The following is a 17791-nucleotide window of genomic DNA, read 5'->3' as shown; positions in this document are numbered from 1 at the left end:
TACATATCGCTGCATCAGAAGTAATTATTTACCGAATTAAAAAAGCAGACACTTTTTGTAGGAAATTTCGGAAACCGTCCCTTTGGTATCGGAGTGTCTGGCACGTATGATGCTTGACATTCCCCTGCAGATTAGAAGCCTATGTCCCTGATAGTTCTACTGCTTCTGCCTTTCATCGGCAGCTGTCTGGCGGCCTTTTTGCCGCACAACGCGCGTAATGCGGAATCGTTTCTGGCCGGTCTGATCGCCCTCATCGGCGCGGTGCAGATGGCCTTGTGGTTCCCTCAGATCGCCGACGGCGGCGTGATTCGTGAAGAGTATTTCTGGCTGCCAAGCCTGGGCATGAACTTCGTTCTGCGCATCGACGGCTTCGCCTGGCTGTTCTCGATGCTGGTGCTGGGCATCGGTGCGCTGGTCTCGCTGTACGCGCGTTATTACATGTCGCCTGACGATCCGGTGCCGCGCTTCTTTGCGTTTTTCCTGGCCTTCATGGGCGCCATGCTCGGACTGGTGATGTCCGGCAATCTGATTCAGATCGTGTTTTTCTGGGAGCTGACCAGCCTGTTCTCGTTCCTGCTGATCGGCTACTGGCACCATCGGGCCGATGCCCGACGCGGCGCGTACATGGCGCTGATGGTTACCGGTGCGGGCGGTCTGGCGCTGCTGGCCGGCATGATGATCCTCGGCCATGTGGCAGGCAGTTACGACCTGGACCGTGTTCTGGCCTCCGGTGACGCGATTCGTGCGCACGCCCTGTACCCGGTGTTACTCACCCTGATTCTGATCGGCGCACTGACCAAAAGCGCCCAGTTCCCTTTCCATTTCTGGCTGCCGCACGCTATGGCGGCCCCCACGCCGGTGTCGGCGTATCTGCACTCGGCGACCATGGTCAAGGCCGGGGTGTTTCTCATGGCGCGCATGTGGCCGGCGCTGTCCGGCACCGAGCAATGGTTCTGGATCGTCAGTGGCGCGGGTGCCTGCACGCTGATTCTCGGCGCCTACGCGGCCATCTTTCAGAATGACCTCAAGGGCCTGCTGGCCTATTCGACCATCAGCCACCTGGGCCTGATCACCCTGCTACTCGGCCTCAACAGCCCGCTGGCTGCGGTGGCTGCGGTGTTCCATATTCTCAACCACGCGACCTTCAAGGCGTCGCTGTTCATGGCCGCCGGCATCATCGACCACGAGAGCGGAACCCGCGATATCCGGCGTCTCAGTGGTCTGGTAAGGCTGCTGCCCTACACCGCGACACTGGCGATGGTCGCCAGCGCGTCGATGGCCGGCGTGCCGCTGCTCAACGGTTTTCTATCCAAGGAAATGTTCTTTGCCGAAACCGTGTTTATTTCCGCCACTGCCTGGGTCGAGATTGCCTTGCCGGTGATCGCGACCATCGCCGGGATCTTCAGCGTTGCCTATTCGCTGCGCTTCACGGTCGATGTGTTTTTCGGTCCGGCGGCCAAGGATCTGCCGCACTTGCCCCACGAACCGCCGCGCTGGATGCGTGCGCCGGTCGAACTGCTGGTGCTGACGTGTCTGGTGGTGGGGATTTTCCCGGCGCAATCGGTCGCGCCCCTGCTCGCCGCCGCTGCGCGTCCGGTGGTCGGTGGCACACTGCCCGAATACAGCCTGGCGATCTGGCACGGCTGGAACCTGCCGATGGTCATGAGCCTGGTGGCAATGGCGGGCGGTATCATTCTGTATCTATTACTGCGCAAGCCGCTCAAGCACGAGCGCATCACCGCCCCGCCGCTGGTGGGACGTCTCAATGGCAAGCGCTTTTTCGAGCGCAGTCAGGTGGTGATGATGCACTGGGCACGCCGTTTCGAACGCAAGGTCAGCACTCGCCGCCTGCAGCCGCAACTGTTTCTGCTGGTGCTCGCGGCGGTACTGGGCGGTTTCATTCCGATGTATTTCAGCGGCCTGACCTGGGGCGACAGACCGAAGATTCCGGGTTCCGGGGTGTTTGTCACGCTGTGGCTCATCGCGATTGCCTGCGCCATAGGCGCGGCCTGGCAGGGTAAATATCACCGTTTGGCGGCACTGGTGATGGTCAGCGTCTGCGGGCTGATGACCTGCATTACCTTCGTCTGGTTCTCGGCCCCTGATCTGGCACTGACGCAACTGGTCGTGGAGGTGGTGACCACCGTGCTGATCCTGCTCGGTTTGCGCTGGCTGCCGCGACGCAATGAAGACGTCGCCCCGCTCAGCGCACGCCTGCGTGCCCGCACCCGACGCATCCGCGACTTCGGCCTGGCGGTGCTCGTAGGGCTGGGCATGGCGATACTCTCCTATGCCATGCTGACCCGCCAGACGCCCAACGCCATCTCGTCCTTCTACCTGAGTCGTGCGCTGCCCCAGGGCGGCGGCACCAACGTGGTCAACGTGATGCTGGTGGATTTCCGCGGCTTCGACACGTTCGGCGAGATCACCGTGCTGGCGGCGGTCGCCATGACAGTGTTCGCCCTGTTGCGACGCTTCCGCCCACCGAAGGAAAGCATTCTGCTGCCCGCACAACAGCGCCTGCTGGCCCGTGACGTGGTAACGGACCTGGTCAACCCGCGCAGCGCCAGCGATACCGCGCTCGGTTTCATGATGGTTCCGGCAGCGCTGGTTCGATTGCTGCTGCCTATTGCTTTCATCATTTCGATGTACCTGTTCGTCCGCGGCCACAACCAGCCTGGCGGCGGGTTTGTTGCCGGGCTGGTGATGTCGGTGGCGTTCATTCTGCAATACATGGTGGCAGGCACCCAGTGGGTCGAGGCGCAAATGAGCCTGCGCCCGCTACGCTGGATGGGCACGGGCCTGTTATGCGCGGTTCTGACTGGCGCAGGCTCGATGGCGCTGGGTTATCCGTTCATGACCACCCACACCGCCCATGTCGATCTGCCGATCCTGGGTGATATTCACATTGCCAGCGCGCTGTTCTTCGATGTCGGCGTGTACGCCGTGGTGGTCGGCTCGACGCTGCTGATTCTCACCGCACTGGCGCACCAGTCGGTGCGCAGCCATCGGCCGACGCAGTTGCCCAAGCCTGTCGCCAACCCGCAAGGAATCCTCTGATGGAAGAAGTCATTGCAATCGCCATCGGTGTACTGGCCGCCTCGGGCGTCTGGCTGATCCTCAGGCCACGTACCTTCCAGGTAGTGATGGGGCTGTGCCTGTTGTCGTACGGGGTCAACCTGTTCATCTTCAGCATGGGCAGCCTGTTCATCGGCAGAGAGCCGATCATCAAGGACGGCATTCCTCAGGACCTGCTCAATTACACTGATCCGTTGCCACAGGCGCTGGTGCTGACCGCGATTGTCATCAGCTTCGCCATGACCGCGCTGTTTCTGGTGGTCTTGCTCGCCTCCAGGGGCCTGACCGGCACCGACCATGTAGATGGCCGGGAGCCCAAGGCATGAGCTGGATGAACCAACTGATCATCGCGCCCATCCTGCTGCCGCTGCTGACCGCCGGGCTGATGCTCTGGCTGGGCGAAAAGCACCGGCCGCTCAAGGGCCGTATCAATCTGTTTTCCAGCATCCTCGGGCTGGGCATTTCCGTAGCGCTGTTTCTCTGGGTGCAACACAGCGGCAGCAGCGGCTCGATCGGTGTCTATCTGCCGGGCAACTGGGGCGTGCCGTTCGGCATCGTGCTGGTGGTCGACCACCTGTCAGCGATGATGCTCGTCCTGACCGGGATTGTCGGGGTCTGCGCCCTGCTGTTCGCGCTGGCTCGCTGGGACAGGGCCGGTGCCAGCTTCCACGCGCTGTTCCAGATCCAGCTCATGGGGCTGTACGGCGCGTTCCTGACTGCGGATCTGTTCAACCTGTTCGTGTTCTTCGAAGTACTGCTCGCGGCGTCCTACGGCCTGATGCTGCACGGCTCCGGCCGGGCACGGGTGTCGACGGGCCTGCATTACATTTCGATCAACCTGCTGGCGTCGTCGCTGTTTCTGATCGGTGCAGCGTTGATTTACGGGGTGACCGGCACGCTGAACTTCGCCGACCTGGCCATCAAGATCCCGCAGGTAGCGGAGTCCGATCTGGGCCTGCTGCACGCGGGGGCTGCAATTCTGGCCACGGCGTTCCTGGCCAAGGCTGGCATGTGGCCGCTGAACTTCTGGCTGGTTCCCGCCTATTCGGCAGCCAGCGCGCCGGTGGCGGCGATGTTTGCGATCATGACCAAAGTGGGGGTCTACACCCTGCTGCGCCTGTGGACCCTGCTGTTTTCCGGTCAGGCCGGTGCGTCGGCCTTCTTCGGCGGCGACTGGCTGATCTACGGCGGCATGGCGACGATTTTCACCGCAGCCATCGCCATCATCGCCGCCCAGCGCCTGGAACGACTCGCCAGTCTGAGCATACTGGTGTCAGCAGGCATTCTGCTGTCCGCCGTTGGCTTCGCCCAACCGAGCCTGACCTCGGGCGCGCTGTTCTACATGGTCAGCTCGACGCTGGCATTGAGCGCCATGTTCCTGCTGGGCGAACTGATCGAACGCTCCCGCTCGGCCAACGAGATCCCTCTGGAATACGACGTGGATCAATTGCCTCGTACCCTGGAGTCTCTGCATCCGCCGCCCGGCGCCAACCTGGACGACGAACAGAAGGTCGTGGTCGGTCAGGTCATTCCCATGACCATGGCTTTTCTGGGCCTGAGTTTTATCGCCTGCGCCTTGCTGATCATCGGCATGCCGCCGCTCTCGGGGTTCATCGGCAAGCTCACCTTGATCAGCGCCCTGATGAACCCGCTGGGCCTGGACGTCGCGAAGGATGAGGCGCTTTCCACTCAGGCGTGGATGCTGATCGGCCTGCTGATCTTTTCCGGACTGGCGTCGCTGATCGCTTTTTCAAGGCTCGGCACGCAACGTTTCTGGACGCCACACGAGCGTCCTTCGCCGATGCTGCGCCGCAACGAATGCCTGCCGATCATCATTCTTCTGGGTCTGTGTATCGCGCTGACCTTCAAGGCCGAACCCTTGTTGCGCTACACCCAGGACACCGCTGCAGCGCTGCATGAGCCCAAGCAGTACGTGCAGTCAGTGCTCGCCACACGCCCGATACCGGGCCCCACCAGCCAGGAAGTCGATGCGGAGGGACAGCCATGAAACGCCTGTTTCCCGCCCCTCTCCTCTCGTTGGCACTCTGGCTGCTTTGGCTGGTATTGAACCTGTCGATTAGCCCCGGTCACCTGCTGCTGGGCGCGGTGCTGGGTTTTCTCGCGCCGCTGTTGATGGCTCCTTTGCGCCCGCTGCCGGTACGTATTCGCAAACCCGGCACGATCCTGAAGTTTCTATGGCGGGTGGGACGCGACGTGGTGGTCTCCAACGTGCAGGTCGGCCTGAGCGTCTGGCGGCTCGAAAGCCGTCCGCCACGCTCGGCCTTCGTGCGCATTCCACTGGACCTGCACAACGCTCACGGCCTCGCCGCGCTGGCGATGGTCACCACGGTAGTCCCCGGAACGGTGTGGTCGGAGCTGGCACTGGATCGCAGCGTGCTGCTGATGCATGTCTTCGACCTGGAGGACGAAGCGCAATTCATCGAGCACTTCAAAACCACCTATGAGCGACCGTTGATGGAGATCTTTCAATGAGTGCACTGCTCGACAACGCCATCCTGATCAGCCTGCTGATCTTCGCCCTGGCGATGGTGATCACCCTGCTGCGCCTGCTCAAGGGGCCTTCGGCCCAGGACCGGGTACTGGCGCTGGACTATCTGTACATCATTGCCATGCTGATGATGCTGGTGCTTGGCATTCGCTACGCCAGTGACACGTATTTCGAAGCGGCCATGCTGATTGCCCTGTTCGGCTTCGTCGGCTCGTTCGCTCTGGCCAAGTTCCTGCTGCGCGGAGAAGTGATCGAATGACCGGACTGCCGAACACAGTACCCTTCTGGGTGGAAATACTGACCGCCGGGCTGCTGATCGCCAGCAGCCTGTTCGCCTTGACCGGTGCTCTGGGGCTGCTGCGCCTCAAGGACTTTTTCCAGCGCATGCATCCACCCGCCCTCGCGTCGACGCTGGGCGCCTGGTGCGTTGCGCTGGCGTCGATCATCTACTTTTCGGCGCTGAAGGCGGAGCCGGTGATCCACGCCTGGCTGATCCCGGTATTGCTGGCGATCACGGTACCGGTGACTACGCTGTTGCTGGCGCGAACGGCGCTGTTCCGCAAGCGCATGGCCGGTGACGACGTGCCCGCGGAGGTCAGCAGCGGTACCGGCAACGGAGAATCGGCAGGCGGCTGAATCAACGTCTGGCCAGTGTTACTCGCTGGCCTTGAACGTCAGCTCGCCCTTGCGCCATTTGGCAGCCTTGCCGACGGCGCCTTTGAGAAGCTTGCTCATGCCGATCTGCAATTGCTCTTTCGCAGCGAAAACCATGAACACGGTCTGACCTTCCTTGAACACGATACCGTGACCTTCGGGGACGTCGACGAAGGCATATTCGCCCAGCCCGTACACGGTGGTCTTGATTTCGCGGAATTTCAATTCGAGCTTGCCGCCCTCGCGGCTGGGCAGAACAGACGCGCGGAAATGGTCGCCCACCTTGAGCTCAAGGCGAGGTTTGTCGTCGACGACCAATGCGCTTTCGGTGTCGATTTCGGCGATATAGATGCCTTCGGCTGATTGCTCGGTGATGTAGACAAAACGGGATTGAAACTGCTTGACCAATTGTGCGCGGAGGTCGCCGAGCACGAACAAGGCATGGGTATCCAGATTACTTACAGCCAAAGTACAAACCCTCAAACATGAAATGAGGCTGCCTGATGTCAGGGCAGTCGAGAAAGTGATTCATCCATAGACCGCTTCATGTGGCCGGAAATTTTCCGGCATGCTGCACGCAGAAGCGCAGACAGCGCCGCCGCAAACCTTGTGCAGGCGGGTGGCGGATTCTACCGGCTCATGGCAGCTACGGGATATATACCTTTTGTACACAGCAGTGTCGCGCAAGCGCTGGGGCCCCGAAAATAAAGGTCAGCCCGGGCACGGCGCAAAGGCTGGACGGGTTCCAGCCTGCAATGTGTGCGTCCTGCGATAGCAGAAACATATCATTTATAGCCGCTGTAGAAAAAGCCATCTTTTCCTGCACAGCCAAATGCATCGAACTCTTGCCTGTGCCCACTACTCCCATAAGAACTGATGAATACGGGGATAACCCCCGGCGAGGAGATGACATGGAACAGACTACAACTACCATCAACGACCTGTTCGCCCAATTGGCGCTGGACTCCGATGATGACAGCATCGAAAAGTTTATCGCCAGCCATCCTCTGCCCGACGACGTCAAACTGATCGACGCAGAGTTCTGGACGCCGCGTCAGTCTGACTTTCTCAAGGAGCAGCTGCACGAAGATGCCGAATGGGCGATGGTGGTCGACGAACTGAACGTGCGTCTTCACAAAAAGCCCGAGTGAGCCACTCGGGCGTTGAGGCCTATTGCGGATAACCGGGCTGGCCGATATTGGGATGCAATATCCGGCCGCCTGACTGGGGTGCGTGGACGAAAACAGCGTCGCCTAATGTACCCACTCTGCCGACCACTGCATTCCAGTGCGCAGACTGATGGATATAGCGCCAGCGCAGTAATGCCTCTTCATGACTGTCCAGCAGGTAAGGCCCGCCTCGCGCATAGTCGATCAGCCGGCTAGAGATGTTCTCGAGCTCGGGAGGCAGCTGGAATTCGGGGGTTAGTGGCACCGGATTGAAAGGCACGCCCTCGTCACACGCCAGTGTGTGCATCACCAGCAACGATACCCTCGACAGGTGGCCAAATACCTGGCGGCCCATCCCCACTGCGGCAACAACTGTACTCATGCCATTCAGGCTTTTCCTGCACGGATAACACTTGCTCTCGCAAGCCTGAACCCCCAGCCAGGCCTGACTATCGAGCGGGTCGATCCAGTGATCGCGGTTCATTCGGTTCAATTCAGCCTGTGCCTCCTTCCAGCTTGGTGCCTCCTCGCACGGGCTGCCACGGCTGACCACACTGCTGCGGGGACGCGTGAGCAATACGCTTTCCTCCATCTGTGGAGGGTAACCCCCACCGATATCGGAATGTGCACCGGGCAGAACGATTTCCCTGGGCCACACGGGCCGAACGCTGTTCAGCGCAAAGTTGCGCCGTGACTCATCGCGGGCCACCAGATGCAACACCTGCTGCGCACACCCCGGAGGCAGGTACAGATTGACTCTCCTGTTGCTCGCATCGCGGGTATTGCCCATGTCCTTGAAGCTGCCGATGGCTGCAACGGTATCGAACAGACCGATGACCTTGAGCCGTACGCTGCCGTTGCTCCAGCTGAAACTGTCGCTCAGCCTGGCCTTGCGGCTTTCAAGTATCGGCTCGAGCATGCCCGAACGCTGCTTGAGTATTTCATTGACCAGATGCCTGGCCGACGCTGCACCTCGGCTGAAGCCGAACACGTCCAGTTCCAGCGCTTCGAGCACACAATCCGGGTTGTCGCGGGGAAACGCTTTCAATACCGATTCCAGCTTTTTGAATGCGTTTTCCACCTTGGAGATCACACCGGTGGCCCCGCGACCGAAACTCTGCCCCGGCCATACCGAATCACGTCCACCGGAGGTGGTGCCGGCCCCGCTTACATAGATCGGGTAATACACCTTCAGGCCTTCACCGTCATTTTCGGCAACAGGTTGCAGACGGTAGATATCGACCAGTCTGGCTATATTGCTTGGATCATTACTGTAACTACTGCCAGGCTGAACATGACGACCCGCGCACGCTTTAATATGCTGCCCCTCATTGATCTCCATCAATGCCTGGCAGTCGGCTCCGATCTGACTATTGACGCGATTATTTCCCGTCCCATCGAAGAAAATCCCTACCCGCGCCGTGACGCGCCGTGTCACCACATCTGAAAGGGCTGCTGACTGTTGAGAACTCCGTTTATCGCTCATAACACTTCCGTCCCTAGAGGCAAGCCATGAAAAGGCTGCGCTTAAATCAAAACGTAAATAACGTTGATTTAAACAGCTTGCTTAAAGACAGTGAGCAGTCAAGCCATGTTGCACGTTTTCAGACAGCTCCTACAACTTCTATCGCCATGACTTTATTACCTTCAACTAAAAACCTACACACGCGCCAGCAACTTTGCTGATTAGTTATTTCTTTGAAAAAACCAACTAACAGGCCAGCCCTTTTGCCGGCCTGAATGATCGGTTACGCGTCTCAGCGGCCTTGCGGCCTGTACCCCAAGCGCAGGCCGCCCCAATGTCGGCCGTTGACCAGGATCGGCACGGACAGGTCGTGCATCAGTTCACCGGTGTCTCGCGTGTAGGTTTGCAGCAGGACCGGCTGTTGGTGGCTGCCACAGCGAATGCCGGTACGGTCATCGAACTTGCGCTTGCTTCGATTGCGCGCGTTATCCAGCGTGGCATCGCCGGTCAAGGGCTGGCTGAAGGCATTGTTGTGCGTCGGCACATAGCCTTGCTGGGTACAGGCGATGGCAAATACCAGACCTTCGTGGCGCGACAGCAGCGGTTCTTGCAGTGCTGGCAATACCTGATCGGTATAACGGTCGAAACGTGTTGTAAAGCGAGTGGGTGAAGTATTGGCGACGGGTTTGTAATTGCGGTCGAACAGGTCATCAAGGCTGACGCGCCCCTGTTCGATATCGGCCTCGAATTTTTCGCTGATCATTCGCGCGCCTTCACGAGCCAGGTCGTAAATGCGTTGGTGGTATTCATCCAGACCGACCTGCGCCAGGCGCTGACTGATAGTCTCGGCCTGCTCCTCCATCTGCACTGCGGACTTGGCCAGTTGCCGGGTCTGCTCATCGCTGACAGAAAGATCACTGCGCATGTGCTCGACAGCGTCGAACAGGCTCGCCAACTGATCCTGATTGCTCCTCGCGCCCTGCGCGATTTCGCCGACCTGGCTTTCCAGTTCGACCGCAAGCCGGGCGATATTGCCCAGGTGCTCGCCGGTCAGCTCGACCTGCTCGACACCCACATCCAGATCGGACGACAGCTCACGAATCTGCTCCACGACTTGTGCGGTGCGCTGCTGGATATCCGCCACCATCTGCCCGACCTCGCCCGTGGCACTGGCAGTGCGACCGGCGAGACCACGGACTTCGTCGGCAACCACCGCAAAACCGCGTCCGTGCTCGCCAGCCCGCGCCGCTTCGATGGCGGCGTTGAGCGCCAGCAGGTTGGTCTGGCTGGCAATCGACTGAATGACCAGCGTCACACGCTGGATCTCTTCACTGCGCTGGCTGAGTGCCTCGATCAGCTCACGGCTGCCGACGGCACGCTTGCTCAGGCGGTGCATGCGTTCGATGGACTCATTCAGCACGCTGCTGCCCGATTCGCTGCGCTGGCGCGCCTCGCTGGCGGCAACCAATGCCTGCTGACTCAACTGGGCTGTCTGTTGCTCGGTGGCGATCATCTGTTCGGCACTGCTGACGATCTGTTCGGCAGCCCCCAGTTGCGACTGCACCTTGCCAGCCAGTTGCCCGACCGAAAAGGCCACCTGGGCCGCGGACAGCGCGTTATGACTGGTGGTGCGCGACAGATCGCGGGTCAGCAAGGCGATATCGCTGTCGCCCACCGCGCTGCCTGGAAGCGCTTGCCTGCTGCGCACCAGGCGCGGCAACCAGACCACCAACAACGCCAGCGGAACGACGACATACAGCGACAGGCCTGCAACGCTCATGGCGGCGAGCAACAGGCACAGGACCACGCTTTGCACCGCCGGCACCCACCACCTCGATGCAGCGTCGGGCGTATCGGCCAGCGGTAATCCGGCTGCCATGGATAGGTTGTCGGCCATGTTGCGTCACCCCGTCTGTCATTGTCGTTATGGCGCTATTAAACGCCAGATAACGGCCTTGTGCCATGCGCTGTTGGTCGTAGCGACCGGGCGATGGACGTCAACGCGTTTTCGACAAATTCCGGGCACAACAAAACCGGGAGGCAATTGCTTGCCTCCCGGTCTGGACACTCAGCCGCTGTTACCTGTCTATCAGGCCTGGCGCTGGTGCTTGTCGATCTGCTCGTGGCGCTCTTGCGCTTCGATGCAATACTTGGTGGTCGGGCTGATCAGCAGGCGCTTGAGGCCGATTGGCTCGCCGCTGTCGTCGCACCAGCCGAAGGTGTCATCGGCAATACGCGAAAGGGCCATTTCCAACTGTGGCAGCATGCGCTGGTCGCGATCGATCACGTTGACCAGCCAGTGACGCTCTTCTTCGACCGAAGCAGCGTCAGCCGGATCGGCAGGCGTGTCCAGGCTCTCGATCGCAATGCGGCTCTGCTCGATACGCTCATGGATCTCGACCTTCATGCCCTGCAACAGCTCGACGAAGAAAGCGTGCTGCTCGGCGTTCATGTAGTCATCGGCCGGCATGGCCAGCAACTTTTCCTTTGTCATTTATTTCTCTATAAAAAAACGTGCATTGAGGAGCGGCCTGACGTTGCCGTACAAACCAATAATCTCCAAGCGCCACCTGGCACTCAATTTACGAGGGGCGGCAGTCTAAGGCCGGCTAGCGGGCTCGGCAACACAATTGAAGGATTTTTGTACAGCAAATACCTTAAAACCCTTCAAGTGCGGGCGAAAGACCTGGCCAGCAGGTTGCTTGATGAGGCTCTGACCCACTGACAACGAATCGGTTCCTGCAAACTCCAACGCACAAAAGGGCCTTGAAAGGCCCTTTGATGCAGGTGATGGAATCAGCGCTTGGTCTTGCGCTTGTTGCGATATTGATCGATTACCACGGCCACGACAATGATCAAGCCTTTGATAATGTCCTGAACATAGGCGTCTACACCAACAAAGGTGAAACCGCTGGCCATCACGCCGAGGATCAGCGCACCGATAACCGTACCGGTAATCCGCCCGACCCCTCCGGAAAGGCTAGTGCCGCCGATGACCGCAGCGGCGATGGCGTCCAGCTCGTAGGACATGCCCATCCCGGCCTGCCCGGTTGCCGCTCGCGCCGAGGCAACCACACCCGCCAGCCCGGCCAGCAGCCCGGCGATGCTGTAGACGATGACCAGATGGCGCTTGACGTTGATCCCCGAGGTGCGTGCCGCCTGCATGTTGCCGCCAATGGCGTAGGTGTACTTGCCGTACTTGGTGTAACGCAGGGCTATGTGAAAGATGACCGCCACCACCAGGAAGATGATCACCGGCATCGCGCCCTGGCCAATGGCCGTGTACGAGTCGGAGAGCATGCTGACCGGCTGACCTTCGGTGTAGAAGCGTGCAAGGCCGCGCGCAGAGACCATCATGCCCAGCGTGGCAATGAACGGCGGAATACCGGTTATGGCAATGATGCTGCCATTGATGGCGCCCGCCAGCAGCCCGACGCCGAGACCGACAACGACCGGAATCCACACCGGCAGGTCGGTCAGCGACGGAAACACCGCCCGGGAGAAGTCGGAAGTCTGAGCCAGGCTTGCGGCAATCATCGCTGAAAGCGCAAGCACCGAGCCGGAGGAGAGATCGATGCCGGTGGTGATGATCACTTGGGTCACGCCGATGGCCAGCAAGCCGATGATCGACACCTGCAGGATCATCAGTACCAGACGCTGGGAATTGAGCAGGAAGCTCTGATCACGGACGATCCAGCCGAACAGTTCAAAGATCAGGCCGATGCCGATCAGCACCAGAAAGATGCTCAGTTCGGTGGGCAGCCGCCGTTTGCTTCTGGTCGGCGTCATGGCCGGTTTATTTTGCAGAATCGCGTCGCTCATGTTCGTTATCCTCTTGTTCTTCTTCTACCGAGCCCTGTAGTGCGAACTCAATGAACCTTGTGGCCGGAGGCCAGATGCATGACTTTTTCCTGGGTCGCTTCACTGCGATCAAGGATGCCCATCATTTCGCCTTCGTGCATGACCATGACCCGGTCACTCATGCCAAGCACCTCCGGCAGCTCAGAGGAAATCATGATGACCGCCATGCCCTCACTGGCCAGCAGGGAGATCAGGCGGTAGATTTCCACCTTGGCCCCCACGTCGATACCGCGTGTCGGCTCATCCAGAATCAGTACCTTGGGGTTGGTCATCAGCCAGCGCGCCAGCAGCGCCTTCTGCTGGTTACCCCCGGATAATGTGTCGATGCACTGCTCCAGTGACGGCGTCTTGACCCGAAGCTTTTTGCACATGTCTTCGCACAGGGCGCGCAAGGCCTTCTGTTGCACGAAACCGTTGCCGGCATAGTTGGCCAGCACGGCCATCTCCATGTTTTCCATCACCGACAGGCATGGAAACAGACCAGTCAATTTGCGGTCCTCCGTGAGTAGCGCAAAACCCAGTTCGATGGCCTGATGTGGATCGCCGATGTGCACCGTCTTGCCATCGAAGCGCACCTCGCCGCTGTCGCTGGGGGTTATGCCAAACAGCGTCTCGGCTACATTGGTGCGCCCGGAACCCATCAGCCCGGCAATGCCAAGCACCTCCCCGGCACGCAGGTCGAAGCTCACATCCTTGAAAATGCCGTTCAGGCTCAGCCGGTTGACGGACAGCAACACATCGCCTGCCGGTTTCTCCCGTTCGGGGAACAACTGGGTCAGTTCCCGGCCCACCATCATGGTGATCAGACTGTCGCCATCCATGCTTTCAGCGCGCTGCAGACCAATGTAGGCACCGTCGCGGAACACCGCCACTTCGTCGGCGATTTCGAAGACTTCGTTCATCTTGTGGGTGATGTAAATGATGCCTTTGCCTTGGGCACGCAGGTCGCTGATGATCGAGAACAGGTGAGCGACTTCGGTTTCGGTGATGGCCGAGGTCGGTTCGTCCATGATCAGCACGTCCGAGTTGTATGACACGGCCTTGGCGATCTCCACCATCTGCCGCTCGGCGATGCTCAGCGTGCCGACCAGTTCCTCGGGATCGAGCTTGATTCGCAGGCGCTCCAGCAGCTCGGCAGTGCAGCGATGCATCTCGCGGTGATCAACCATGTGCAGGCCGTTGAGCTGCTCGCGACCGATCCAGATGTTCTCGGCAATGCTCATGAACGGCATCAGGTTCAGTTCCTGATGGATCATGGCGATGCCTGCCTGCAACGCTGAAAGAGGCGTCTCGAAGCGGACCGGCTTGCCACGCAGACGGATTTCGCCCGCGTCCGGCTGATAGATGCCCGCAATGATTTTCATCAGGGTGGATTTTCCGGCTCCGTTCTCTCCCATCAGCGCCAGCACGCTGCCAGGGCGAACACGCAGTTGCACATCATTGAGCGCAACCACGCCAGGAAAGCCCTTGGTGACATGGCTGATTTCCAGCAGATACGGGGCCTGGGCGTCAGGCGCCCCGCCATCCCCGTCGCCGGACGGCAGATCGCGTTGCGCGGGCGGATTGGCAGTAGCAGAACCGAACATGATCACAACTCCTCAAGCGGCAGGCTGCGGCAGAGCATTTGCGTGCCCTGCCGGGCCTGACGATCGTTGTTATTTGAAAGTGGCGACGTTTTCAGGGGTGATCAGGCGATAGGGAATGATGATCGCCTGGGGCTCGACCTTTTCCTTCCTGGCCAGTTTCACCGCGGCATCTATCGCCCCGTCGGCCTGCCCTTTCGCGTCCTGATAGACCGATACGGCCAGATCGCCCTTGGTCACGGCGTTCAGTCCGTCCGGGGTACCGTCGACACCGGCGACGAAAACGTTGCCCTTGCCGACGCCTGCCTGCTTCAGCGCCATCGCCGCACCAATGGCCATTTCATCGTTGTTGGCCAGCACCGCGTTGAATTTGCGCCCTTGAGTGAGCCAGTCGTTGGTCAGGTCCATGCCCTTCTGGCGCAGCCAGGTACCAGTCTGCTCCTGGTCTATCTTGATGTCCGGGTACTTGGCCAACACCTCCTTGATGCCCTTGGTGCGGTTTTGCGTGGAGTTGTTGGCCAGGTCACCCAGCAAAATCATGACACTGCCCTTGTGGTCCATCTTGTCAGCGATGTATTGCGCCTGAAGTCGACCGGCCTCCATGTCATCCGACGTCACGGTGGCGACGCCTGCTGGCAGCTTCGGATCGTCCGGGCGGCGGTTGACGTAGACCAGCGGGATACCGGCGGCGACCGCTTCCTTGGTGATCCGCGCGGTAGCAGCGGTGTCGACCGGATTGACGATCAGCGCGTCGACTTTCTTGTTGATCAGGTCCTTGACCTGATCAAGCTGCTTGTTGACGTCCGCGCGGGCATCGACAAACTGCAGGTCCACTTTCTCGGTCGTGGACATGACTTTGGCCTTGGCATTCATGTCGTCACGCAGGTAGGTCAGCCAGGTGTCATCGAACTGCGACATAGCCACACCGATCTTGATATCGGCCAAAGCTGCACCGCTGCCCAGCATCAGCGCCATCGCCAACGAGGTCAAAGCAATCTTGGTCTTCATGAGGATCTGTCTCCAAATTCTTGTTGTTGTGTGGATGCAGCAAATCAGCGTGACAGGCGGATTCCGGTAGCACCGGGGATGCAGAACAGTTGCGCATCCTTGTGGCGCACGCACAGGCCCCGGGCGACGACGGTGAGAAATCGCTCCAGGGTCCGGATCCAGAATGACGGGGTGGCAGAACGCTTGGCGGTGACGCCAGAGGTAGGGGTTTTCATCGACAGTACCTATCTTTTGTTTTGTTTTTGTAGGGCTTGCATCTCGTGATCTGAAAAACCTTCAAAACGCGAGGGATTCGATAGTCGGTAACCTGAAAAAGACTCTATTGGAAAATATTTTCCAATTCAACTGATTTTAGAATTTTATTCCATTTCATTTTGTGCGGTTGCAGAAACGACAAAGCCTGACGCATGGCAAGCGTCAGGCTCTCTTCGATAACGGGCTGCTGGATGCGCTGCAGTGCGCGATGGCTACAGCACTACGACCCGCCCCTCTCTAGCGCTCAGGCGCGCGGCATCCATGACCTGCGCAGAGGCTATCGCATCGTGTGGATTGACCGGATTACTGCCCTGCTCGTCGACAGCGCTTTGCAGCTGGCGGTAGAACTCAAGCCAGCAACCGCGCTCCGACGGTACACGCTCGCGATGCTCACCCTGCTCGAACCAGCCCCAGCGCCGATGCTCCTCGACACCCCAGCGCTCGCCCTCGGACTTTGGCGTGAGCCCGGCAAAGGCGGCCTCTTCCTGGCCGTCCAGCCCATCGACGCTGTAACAGCCCTTCGCCCCACTGACCCTGAAACGCGGTTTGGCACTGTTTTGCAGGCAACTGCCGGAAAGGTGTGAAGTCACGCCGCTGGCATGGCTCAGGGAAACGAAGAACGTGTGGTCCAGTTCGTCTTGCGGCGCAGCGAATTGCAGTTCGGCATACACCCGTTCGACCGGCCCGAACAGCACCAGCGCCTGATCCACCAGATGACTGCCCAGGTCACGCAGCACGCCACCGCCGCTGGCTTTGCCGACAGACCGTGGCGAATAACGCTCGATGCTGGACTCGAACCGGCTGACCGCGCCCAGCGCCTCACTGTCGAGCAATTTGCGCACGGTGAGGAAGTCCGAATCCCAGCGGCGGTTCTGATAAACGCTGAGCAGTACGCCACGGCGCTCGGCCGCTTCCACCAGCTCGCGCGCCTGCGCTGCATCACTGGCGAAGGGCTTGTCGCTGACCACCCCGATACCCAGTTCTATCGCTTCGAGGATCAACGCTCGGCGCGAGGCCAGCGGTGTGGAAATCACCACCACATCAACCCCGGCAGCGACCAGATCGACCAGCGTATCGAAGGTCGCCACGCCGGGATGGTCTTTGGCCACTTCCTGTTTGCGCTCGGGTGAACGGGTTACCACACCCACAAACGTGGCACCCGGCAAACTTGAAATCAGCGTCGCATGAAAGTAACGCCCGCCTTTGCCATAGCCCACCAGCCCTGCTCGCATGCATGTCTCCTGTAGTCCATGAACCTCATGGCCGCAGCCGTCGGTTGTGTAGTTGATGCCGCCGTTTCAACGGAGCAGCTCGCTTTTGACCCGCTCCAGCATGAATCGGCTCGATTCATCTGCGCGTTCCTCCCAGGCAAATACCGCCACTGTGGCAATGCCGTCGAACTTGATGTCCCGCAACGTCGAGAAGAACGCCTCCCAGTTCACCTCGCCCTGGCCGATGTCCAGGTGCTGATGCACCGTCGCCGTCACGCCGGGCGGGTTGACGATGTAGCGCAGGTTGGAAGAAGCCCGGTGATTATAGGTGTCGGCAATGATCAGATGCGTGAGCTTGTCGCCGGCATAGCGCAGCATCGAAGCGATATCACCAACGCCATCGTCGTAGAAGAAAGTGTGTGGTGCCGCGTACAGGTAGTTGATCCAGTCCCGATCGAGCCCGCGAATAATATCCACCGACTCGTTGCTGCGCTCGCAGAAATCGTAGGGGTGCGCCTGAATATCGAGCTTTATACCTTCACGCTCGAAATGCGGCATCAATTCATCCATGGATTTCATGAACTGGTTTTCACAGACCAGCGCATGGTCGGATTGCCCGCTGAACTCGGTATTCATAAGGTCGCAGTCCATCTCAACGGCGAGCTGAATGGCACGTTTCCAGTTGCGAACCGCTGCAATACGCAGGTCTTCATCTGGCGCAGCCCAGTGGTACAGCGGCAGCAACGAGGAGAGTTTCACCCCGGCATCACTCAGGGCTTTGCGAAACTCCCTGATCCGCGCCCGATCCACCCGCGGGTATTTGTAAAATGGCATGAAATCTTCACGCGGCGACAGCTCGATATAGTCATAGCCCAGCTCCGCGGTTTTATCGACCATCGCCCCCAGTGACAGATGGCGATACATGTAAGGGTCCAGTGCAATACGCATGATGCCTCCCTTTTATTCCTTTCAAGAGATGTCCTGTTTAACCGCAGGAT

General features: G+C 59.7%; 17 protein-coding genes. 7 read left to right on the top strand and 10 right to left on the bottom strand.

What is annotated here, in order from left to right; genetic code table 11:
- The first annotated feature begins 141 nt into the window (after positions 1 to 141).
- The 6 genes from JOE29_RS08845 to JOE29_RS08820 are packed head-to-tail and all read left to right on the top strand — an operon-like array spanning position 142 to position 6223.
- Positions 142 to 3060 (top strand): monovalent cation/H+ antiporter subunit A, encoded by a 2919-nt coding sequence (locus JOE29_RS08845; protein WP_024692196.1) that lies wholly within the window; start codon positions 142 to 144, stop codon positions 3058 to 3060.
- A complete protein-coding gene (locus JOE29_RS08840; RefSeq protein ID WP_002554068.1) occupies positions 3060 to 3404 on the top strand; it encodes a Na+/H+ antiporter subunit C in 345 nt (114 codons plus the stop codon). Before JOE29_RS08845 ends, JOE29_RS08840 begins: the two co-directional genes overlap by 1 nt.
- Complete coding sequence (locus JOE29_RS08835) at positions 3401 to 5086, top strand: monovalent cation/H+ antiporter subunit D (protein WP_003427086.1); 1686 nt, start codon at positions 3401 to 3403, stop codon at positions 5084 to 5086. The genes JOE29_RS08840 and JOE29_RS08835 overlap by 4 nt, the downstream gene beginning before the upstream one ends.
- A complete protein-coding gene (locus JOE29_RS08830; RefSeq protein WP_003319342.1) occupies positions 5083 to 5571 on the top strand; it encodes a Na+/H+ antiporter subunit E in 489 nt (162 codons plus the stop codon). Before JOE29_RS08835 ends, JOE29_RS08830 begins: the two co-directional genes overlap by 4 nt.
- Entirely contained in the window at positions 5568 to 5846 is a 279-nt protein-coding gene (locus JOE29_RS08825; protein ID WP_002554071.1) for a K+/H+ antiporter subunit F, read from the top strand. Before JOE29_RS08830 ends, JOE29_RS08825 begins: the two co-directional genes overlap by 4 nt.
- Positions 5843 to 6223 carry a Na+/H+ antiporter subunit G gene (locus JOE29_RS08820; protein WP_003391671.1) on the top strand — a complete coding sequence of 127 codons (381 nt, stop codon included), beginning with the start codon at positions 5843 to 5845 and terminating at the stop codon, positions 6221 to 6223. The genes JOE29_RS08825 and JOE29_RS08820 overlap by 4 nt, the downstream gene beginning before the upstream one ends.
- An 18-nt stretch (positions 6224 to 6241) precedes the next feature.
- On the opposite strand, the gene JOE29_RS08815 is transcribed toward JOE29_RS08820, so the two are convergent.
- The gene (locus JOE29_RS08815) at positions 6242 to 6709 is read right to left on the bottom strand and encodes a hypothetical protein (RefSeq protein WP_003349255.1); all 468 of its coding nucleotides are present in this window, start codon (positions 6707 to 6709) and stop codon (positions 6242 to 6244) included.
- Positions 6710 to 7152: 443 nt separating this feature from the next.
- Between JOE29_RS08815 and JOE29_RS08810 the strand changes: the two genes are divergently transcribed.
- Positions 7153 to 7392: a DUF2789 domain-containing protein gene (locus JOE29_RS08810; protein WP_003391670.1), complete on the top strand. Its 240-nt coding sequence runs from the start codon at positions 7153 to 7155 to the stop codon at positions 7390 to 7392.
- Positions 7393 to 7411: 19 nt separating this feature from the next.
- Here JOE29_RS08810 and JOE29_RS08805 read toward each other — a convergent pair whose 3' ends face one another.
- The 9 genes from JOE29_RS08805 to JOE29_RS08765 all read right to left on the bottom strand — a co-directional run bounded on the left by JOE29_RS08805 (position 7412) and on the right by JOE29_RS08765 (position 17741).
- Complete coding sequence (locus JOE29_RS08805; protein ID WP_044313210.1) at positions 7412 to 8896, bottom strand: DUF2235 domain-containing protein; 1485 nt, start codon at positions 8894 to 8896, stop codon at positions 7412 to 7414.
- Between the two features lie 271 nt (positions 8897 to 9167).
- Positions 9168 to 10772 (bottom strand): methyl-accepting chemotaxis protein, encoded by a 1605-nt coding sequence (locus tag JOE29_RS08800; protein ID WP_210079394.1) that lies wholly within the window; start codon positions 10770 to 10772, stop codon positions 9168 to 9170.
- A gap of 192 nt (positions 10773 to 10964) precedes the next feature.
- Positions 10965 to 11369: a TraR/DksA C4-type zinc finger protein gene (locus tag JOE29_RS08795; protein WP_002554078.1), complete on the bottom strand. Its 405-nt coding sequence runs from the start codon at positions 11367 to 11369 to the stop codon at positions 10965 to 10967.
- 302 nt (positions 11370 to 11671) lie between these two features.
- Entirely contained in the window at positions 11672 to 12697 is a 1026-nt protein-coding gene (locus JOE29_RS08790; protein ID WP_003370536.1) for an ABC transporter permease, read from the bottom strand.
- 47 nt (positions 12698 to 12744) lie between these two features.
- Complete coding sequence (locus JOE29_RS08785; RefSeq protein ID WP_016568489.1) at positions 12745 to 14322, bottom strand: sugar ABC transporter ATP-binding protein; 1578 nt, start codon at positions 14320 to 14322, stop codon at positions 12745 to 12747.
- 69 nt (positions 14323 to 14391) lie between these two features.
- Positions 14392 to 15327, bottom strand: a complete 936-nt coding sequence (locus JOE29_RS08780) for a sugar ABC transporter substrate-binding protein (protein ID WP_210079392.1) — start codon at positions 15325 to 15327, stop codon at positions 14392 to 14394.
- A 44-nt stretch (positions 15328 to 15371) separates the two neighbouring features.
- Positions 15372 to 15542 (bottom strand): hypothetical protein, encoded by a 171-nt coding sequence (locus tag JOE29_RS08775; protein WP_154219789.1) that lies wholly within the window; start codon positions 15540 to 15542, stop codon positions 15372 to 15374.
- 252 nt (positions 15543 to 15794) lie between these two features.
- Positions 15795 to 16814, bottom strand: a complete 1020-nt coding sequence (locus JOE29_RS08770) for a Gfo/Idh/MocA family oxidoreductase (RefSeq protein ID WP_004417202.1) — start codon at positions 16812 to 16814, stop codon at positions 15795 to 15797.
- 66 nt (positions 16815 to 16880) lie between these two features.
- Positions 16881 to 17741, bottom strand: coding sequence for a sugar phosphate isomerase/epimerase family protein (locus JOE29_RS08765; RefSeq protein ID WP_074954646.1), 861 nt, complete (start codon positions 17739 to 17741; stop codon positions 16881 to 16883).
- Positions 17742 to 17791 lie beyond the last annotated feature (50 nt).

The sequence above is a fragment of the Pseudomonas sp. PvP009 genome (assembly GCF_017832995.1).
Lineage (GTDB): Bacteria > Pseudomonadota > Gammaproteobacteria > Pseudomonadales > Pseudomonadaceae > Aquipseudomonas > Aquipseudomonas syringae.
Note: the sequence above shows the minus strand (reverse complement) of the source record. Positions and strands in the feature narration are given on the sequence as shown.

Coding starts and splice junctions, on each gene's coding strand:
- JOE29_RS08845 (WP_024692196.1), top strand. CDS start 142: ATGTCCCTGATAGTTCTACTGCTTCTGCCTTTCATCGGCAGCTGTCTG.
- JOE29_RS08840 (WP_002554068.1), top strand. CDS start 3,060: ATGGAAGAAGTCATTGCAATCGCCATCGGTGTACTGGCCGCCTCGGGC.
- JOE29_RS08835 (WP_003427086.1), top strand. CDS start 3,401: ATGAGCTGGATGAACCAACTGATCATCGCGCCCATCCTGCTGCCGCTG.
- JOE29_RS08830 (WP_003319342.1), top strand. CDS start 5,083: ATGAAACGCCTGTTTCCCGCCCCTCTCCTCTCGTTGGCACTCTGGCTG.
- JOE29_RS08825 (WP_002554071.1), top strand. CDS start 5,568: ATGAGTGCACTGCTCGACAACGCCATCCTGATCAGCCTGCTGATCTTC.
- JOE29_RS08820 (WP_003391671.1), top strand. CDS start 5,843: ATGACCGGACTGCCGAACACAGTACCCTTCTGGGTGGAAATACTGACC.
- JOE29_RS08810 (WP_003391670.1), top strand. CDS start 7,153: ATGGAACAGACTACAACTACCATCAACGACCTGTTCGCCCAATTGGCG.
- JOE29_RS08805 (WP_044313210.1), bottom strand. CDS start 8,896: ATGAGCGATAAACGGAGTTCTCAACAGTCAGCAGCCCTTTCAGATGTG.
- JOE29_RS08800 (WP_210079394.1), bottom strand. CDS start 10,772: ATGGCCGACAACCTATCCATGGCAGCCGGATTACCGCTGGCCGATACG.
- JOE29_RS08795 (WP_002554078.1), bottom strand. CDS start 11,369: ATGACAAAGGAAAAGTTGCTGGCCATGCCGGCCGATGACTACATGAAC.
- JOE29_RS08790 (WP_003370536.1), bottom strand. CDS start 12,697: ATGAGCGACGCGATTCTGCAAAATAAACCGGCCATGACGCCGACCAGA.
- JOE29_RS08785 (WP_016568489.1), bottom strand. CDS start 14,322: ATGTTCGGTTCTGCTACTGCCAATCCGCCCGCGCAACGCGATCTGCCG.
- JOE29_RS08780 (WP_210079392.1), bottom strand. CDS start 15,327: ATGAAGACCAAGATTGCTTTGACCTCGTTGGCGATGGCGCTGATGCTG.
- JOE29_RS08775 (WP_154219789.1), bottom strand. CDS start 15,542: ATGAAAACCCCTACCTCTGGCGTCACCGCCAAGCGTTCTGCCACCCCG.
- JOE29_RS08770 (WP_004417202.1), bottom strand. CDS start 16,814: ATGCGAGCAGGGCTGGTGGGCTATGGCAAAGGCGGGCGTTACTTTCAT.
- JOE29_RS08765 (WP_074954646.1), bottom strand. CDS start 17,741: ATGCGTATTGCACTGGACCCTTACATGTATCGCCATCTGTCACTGGGG.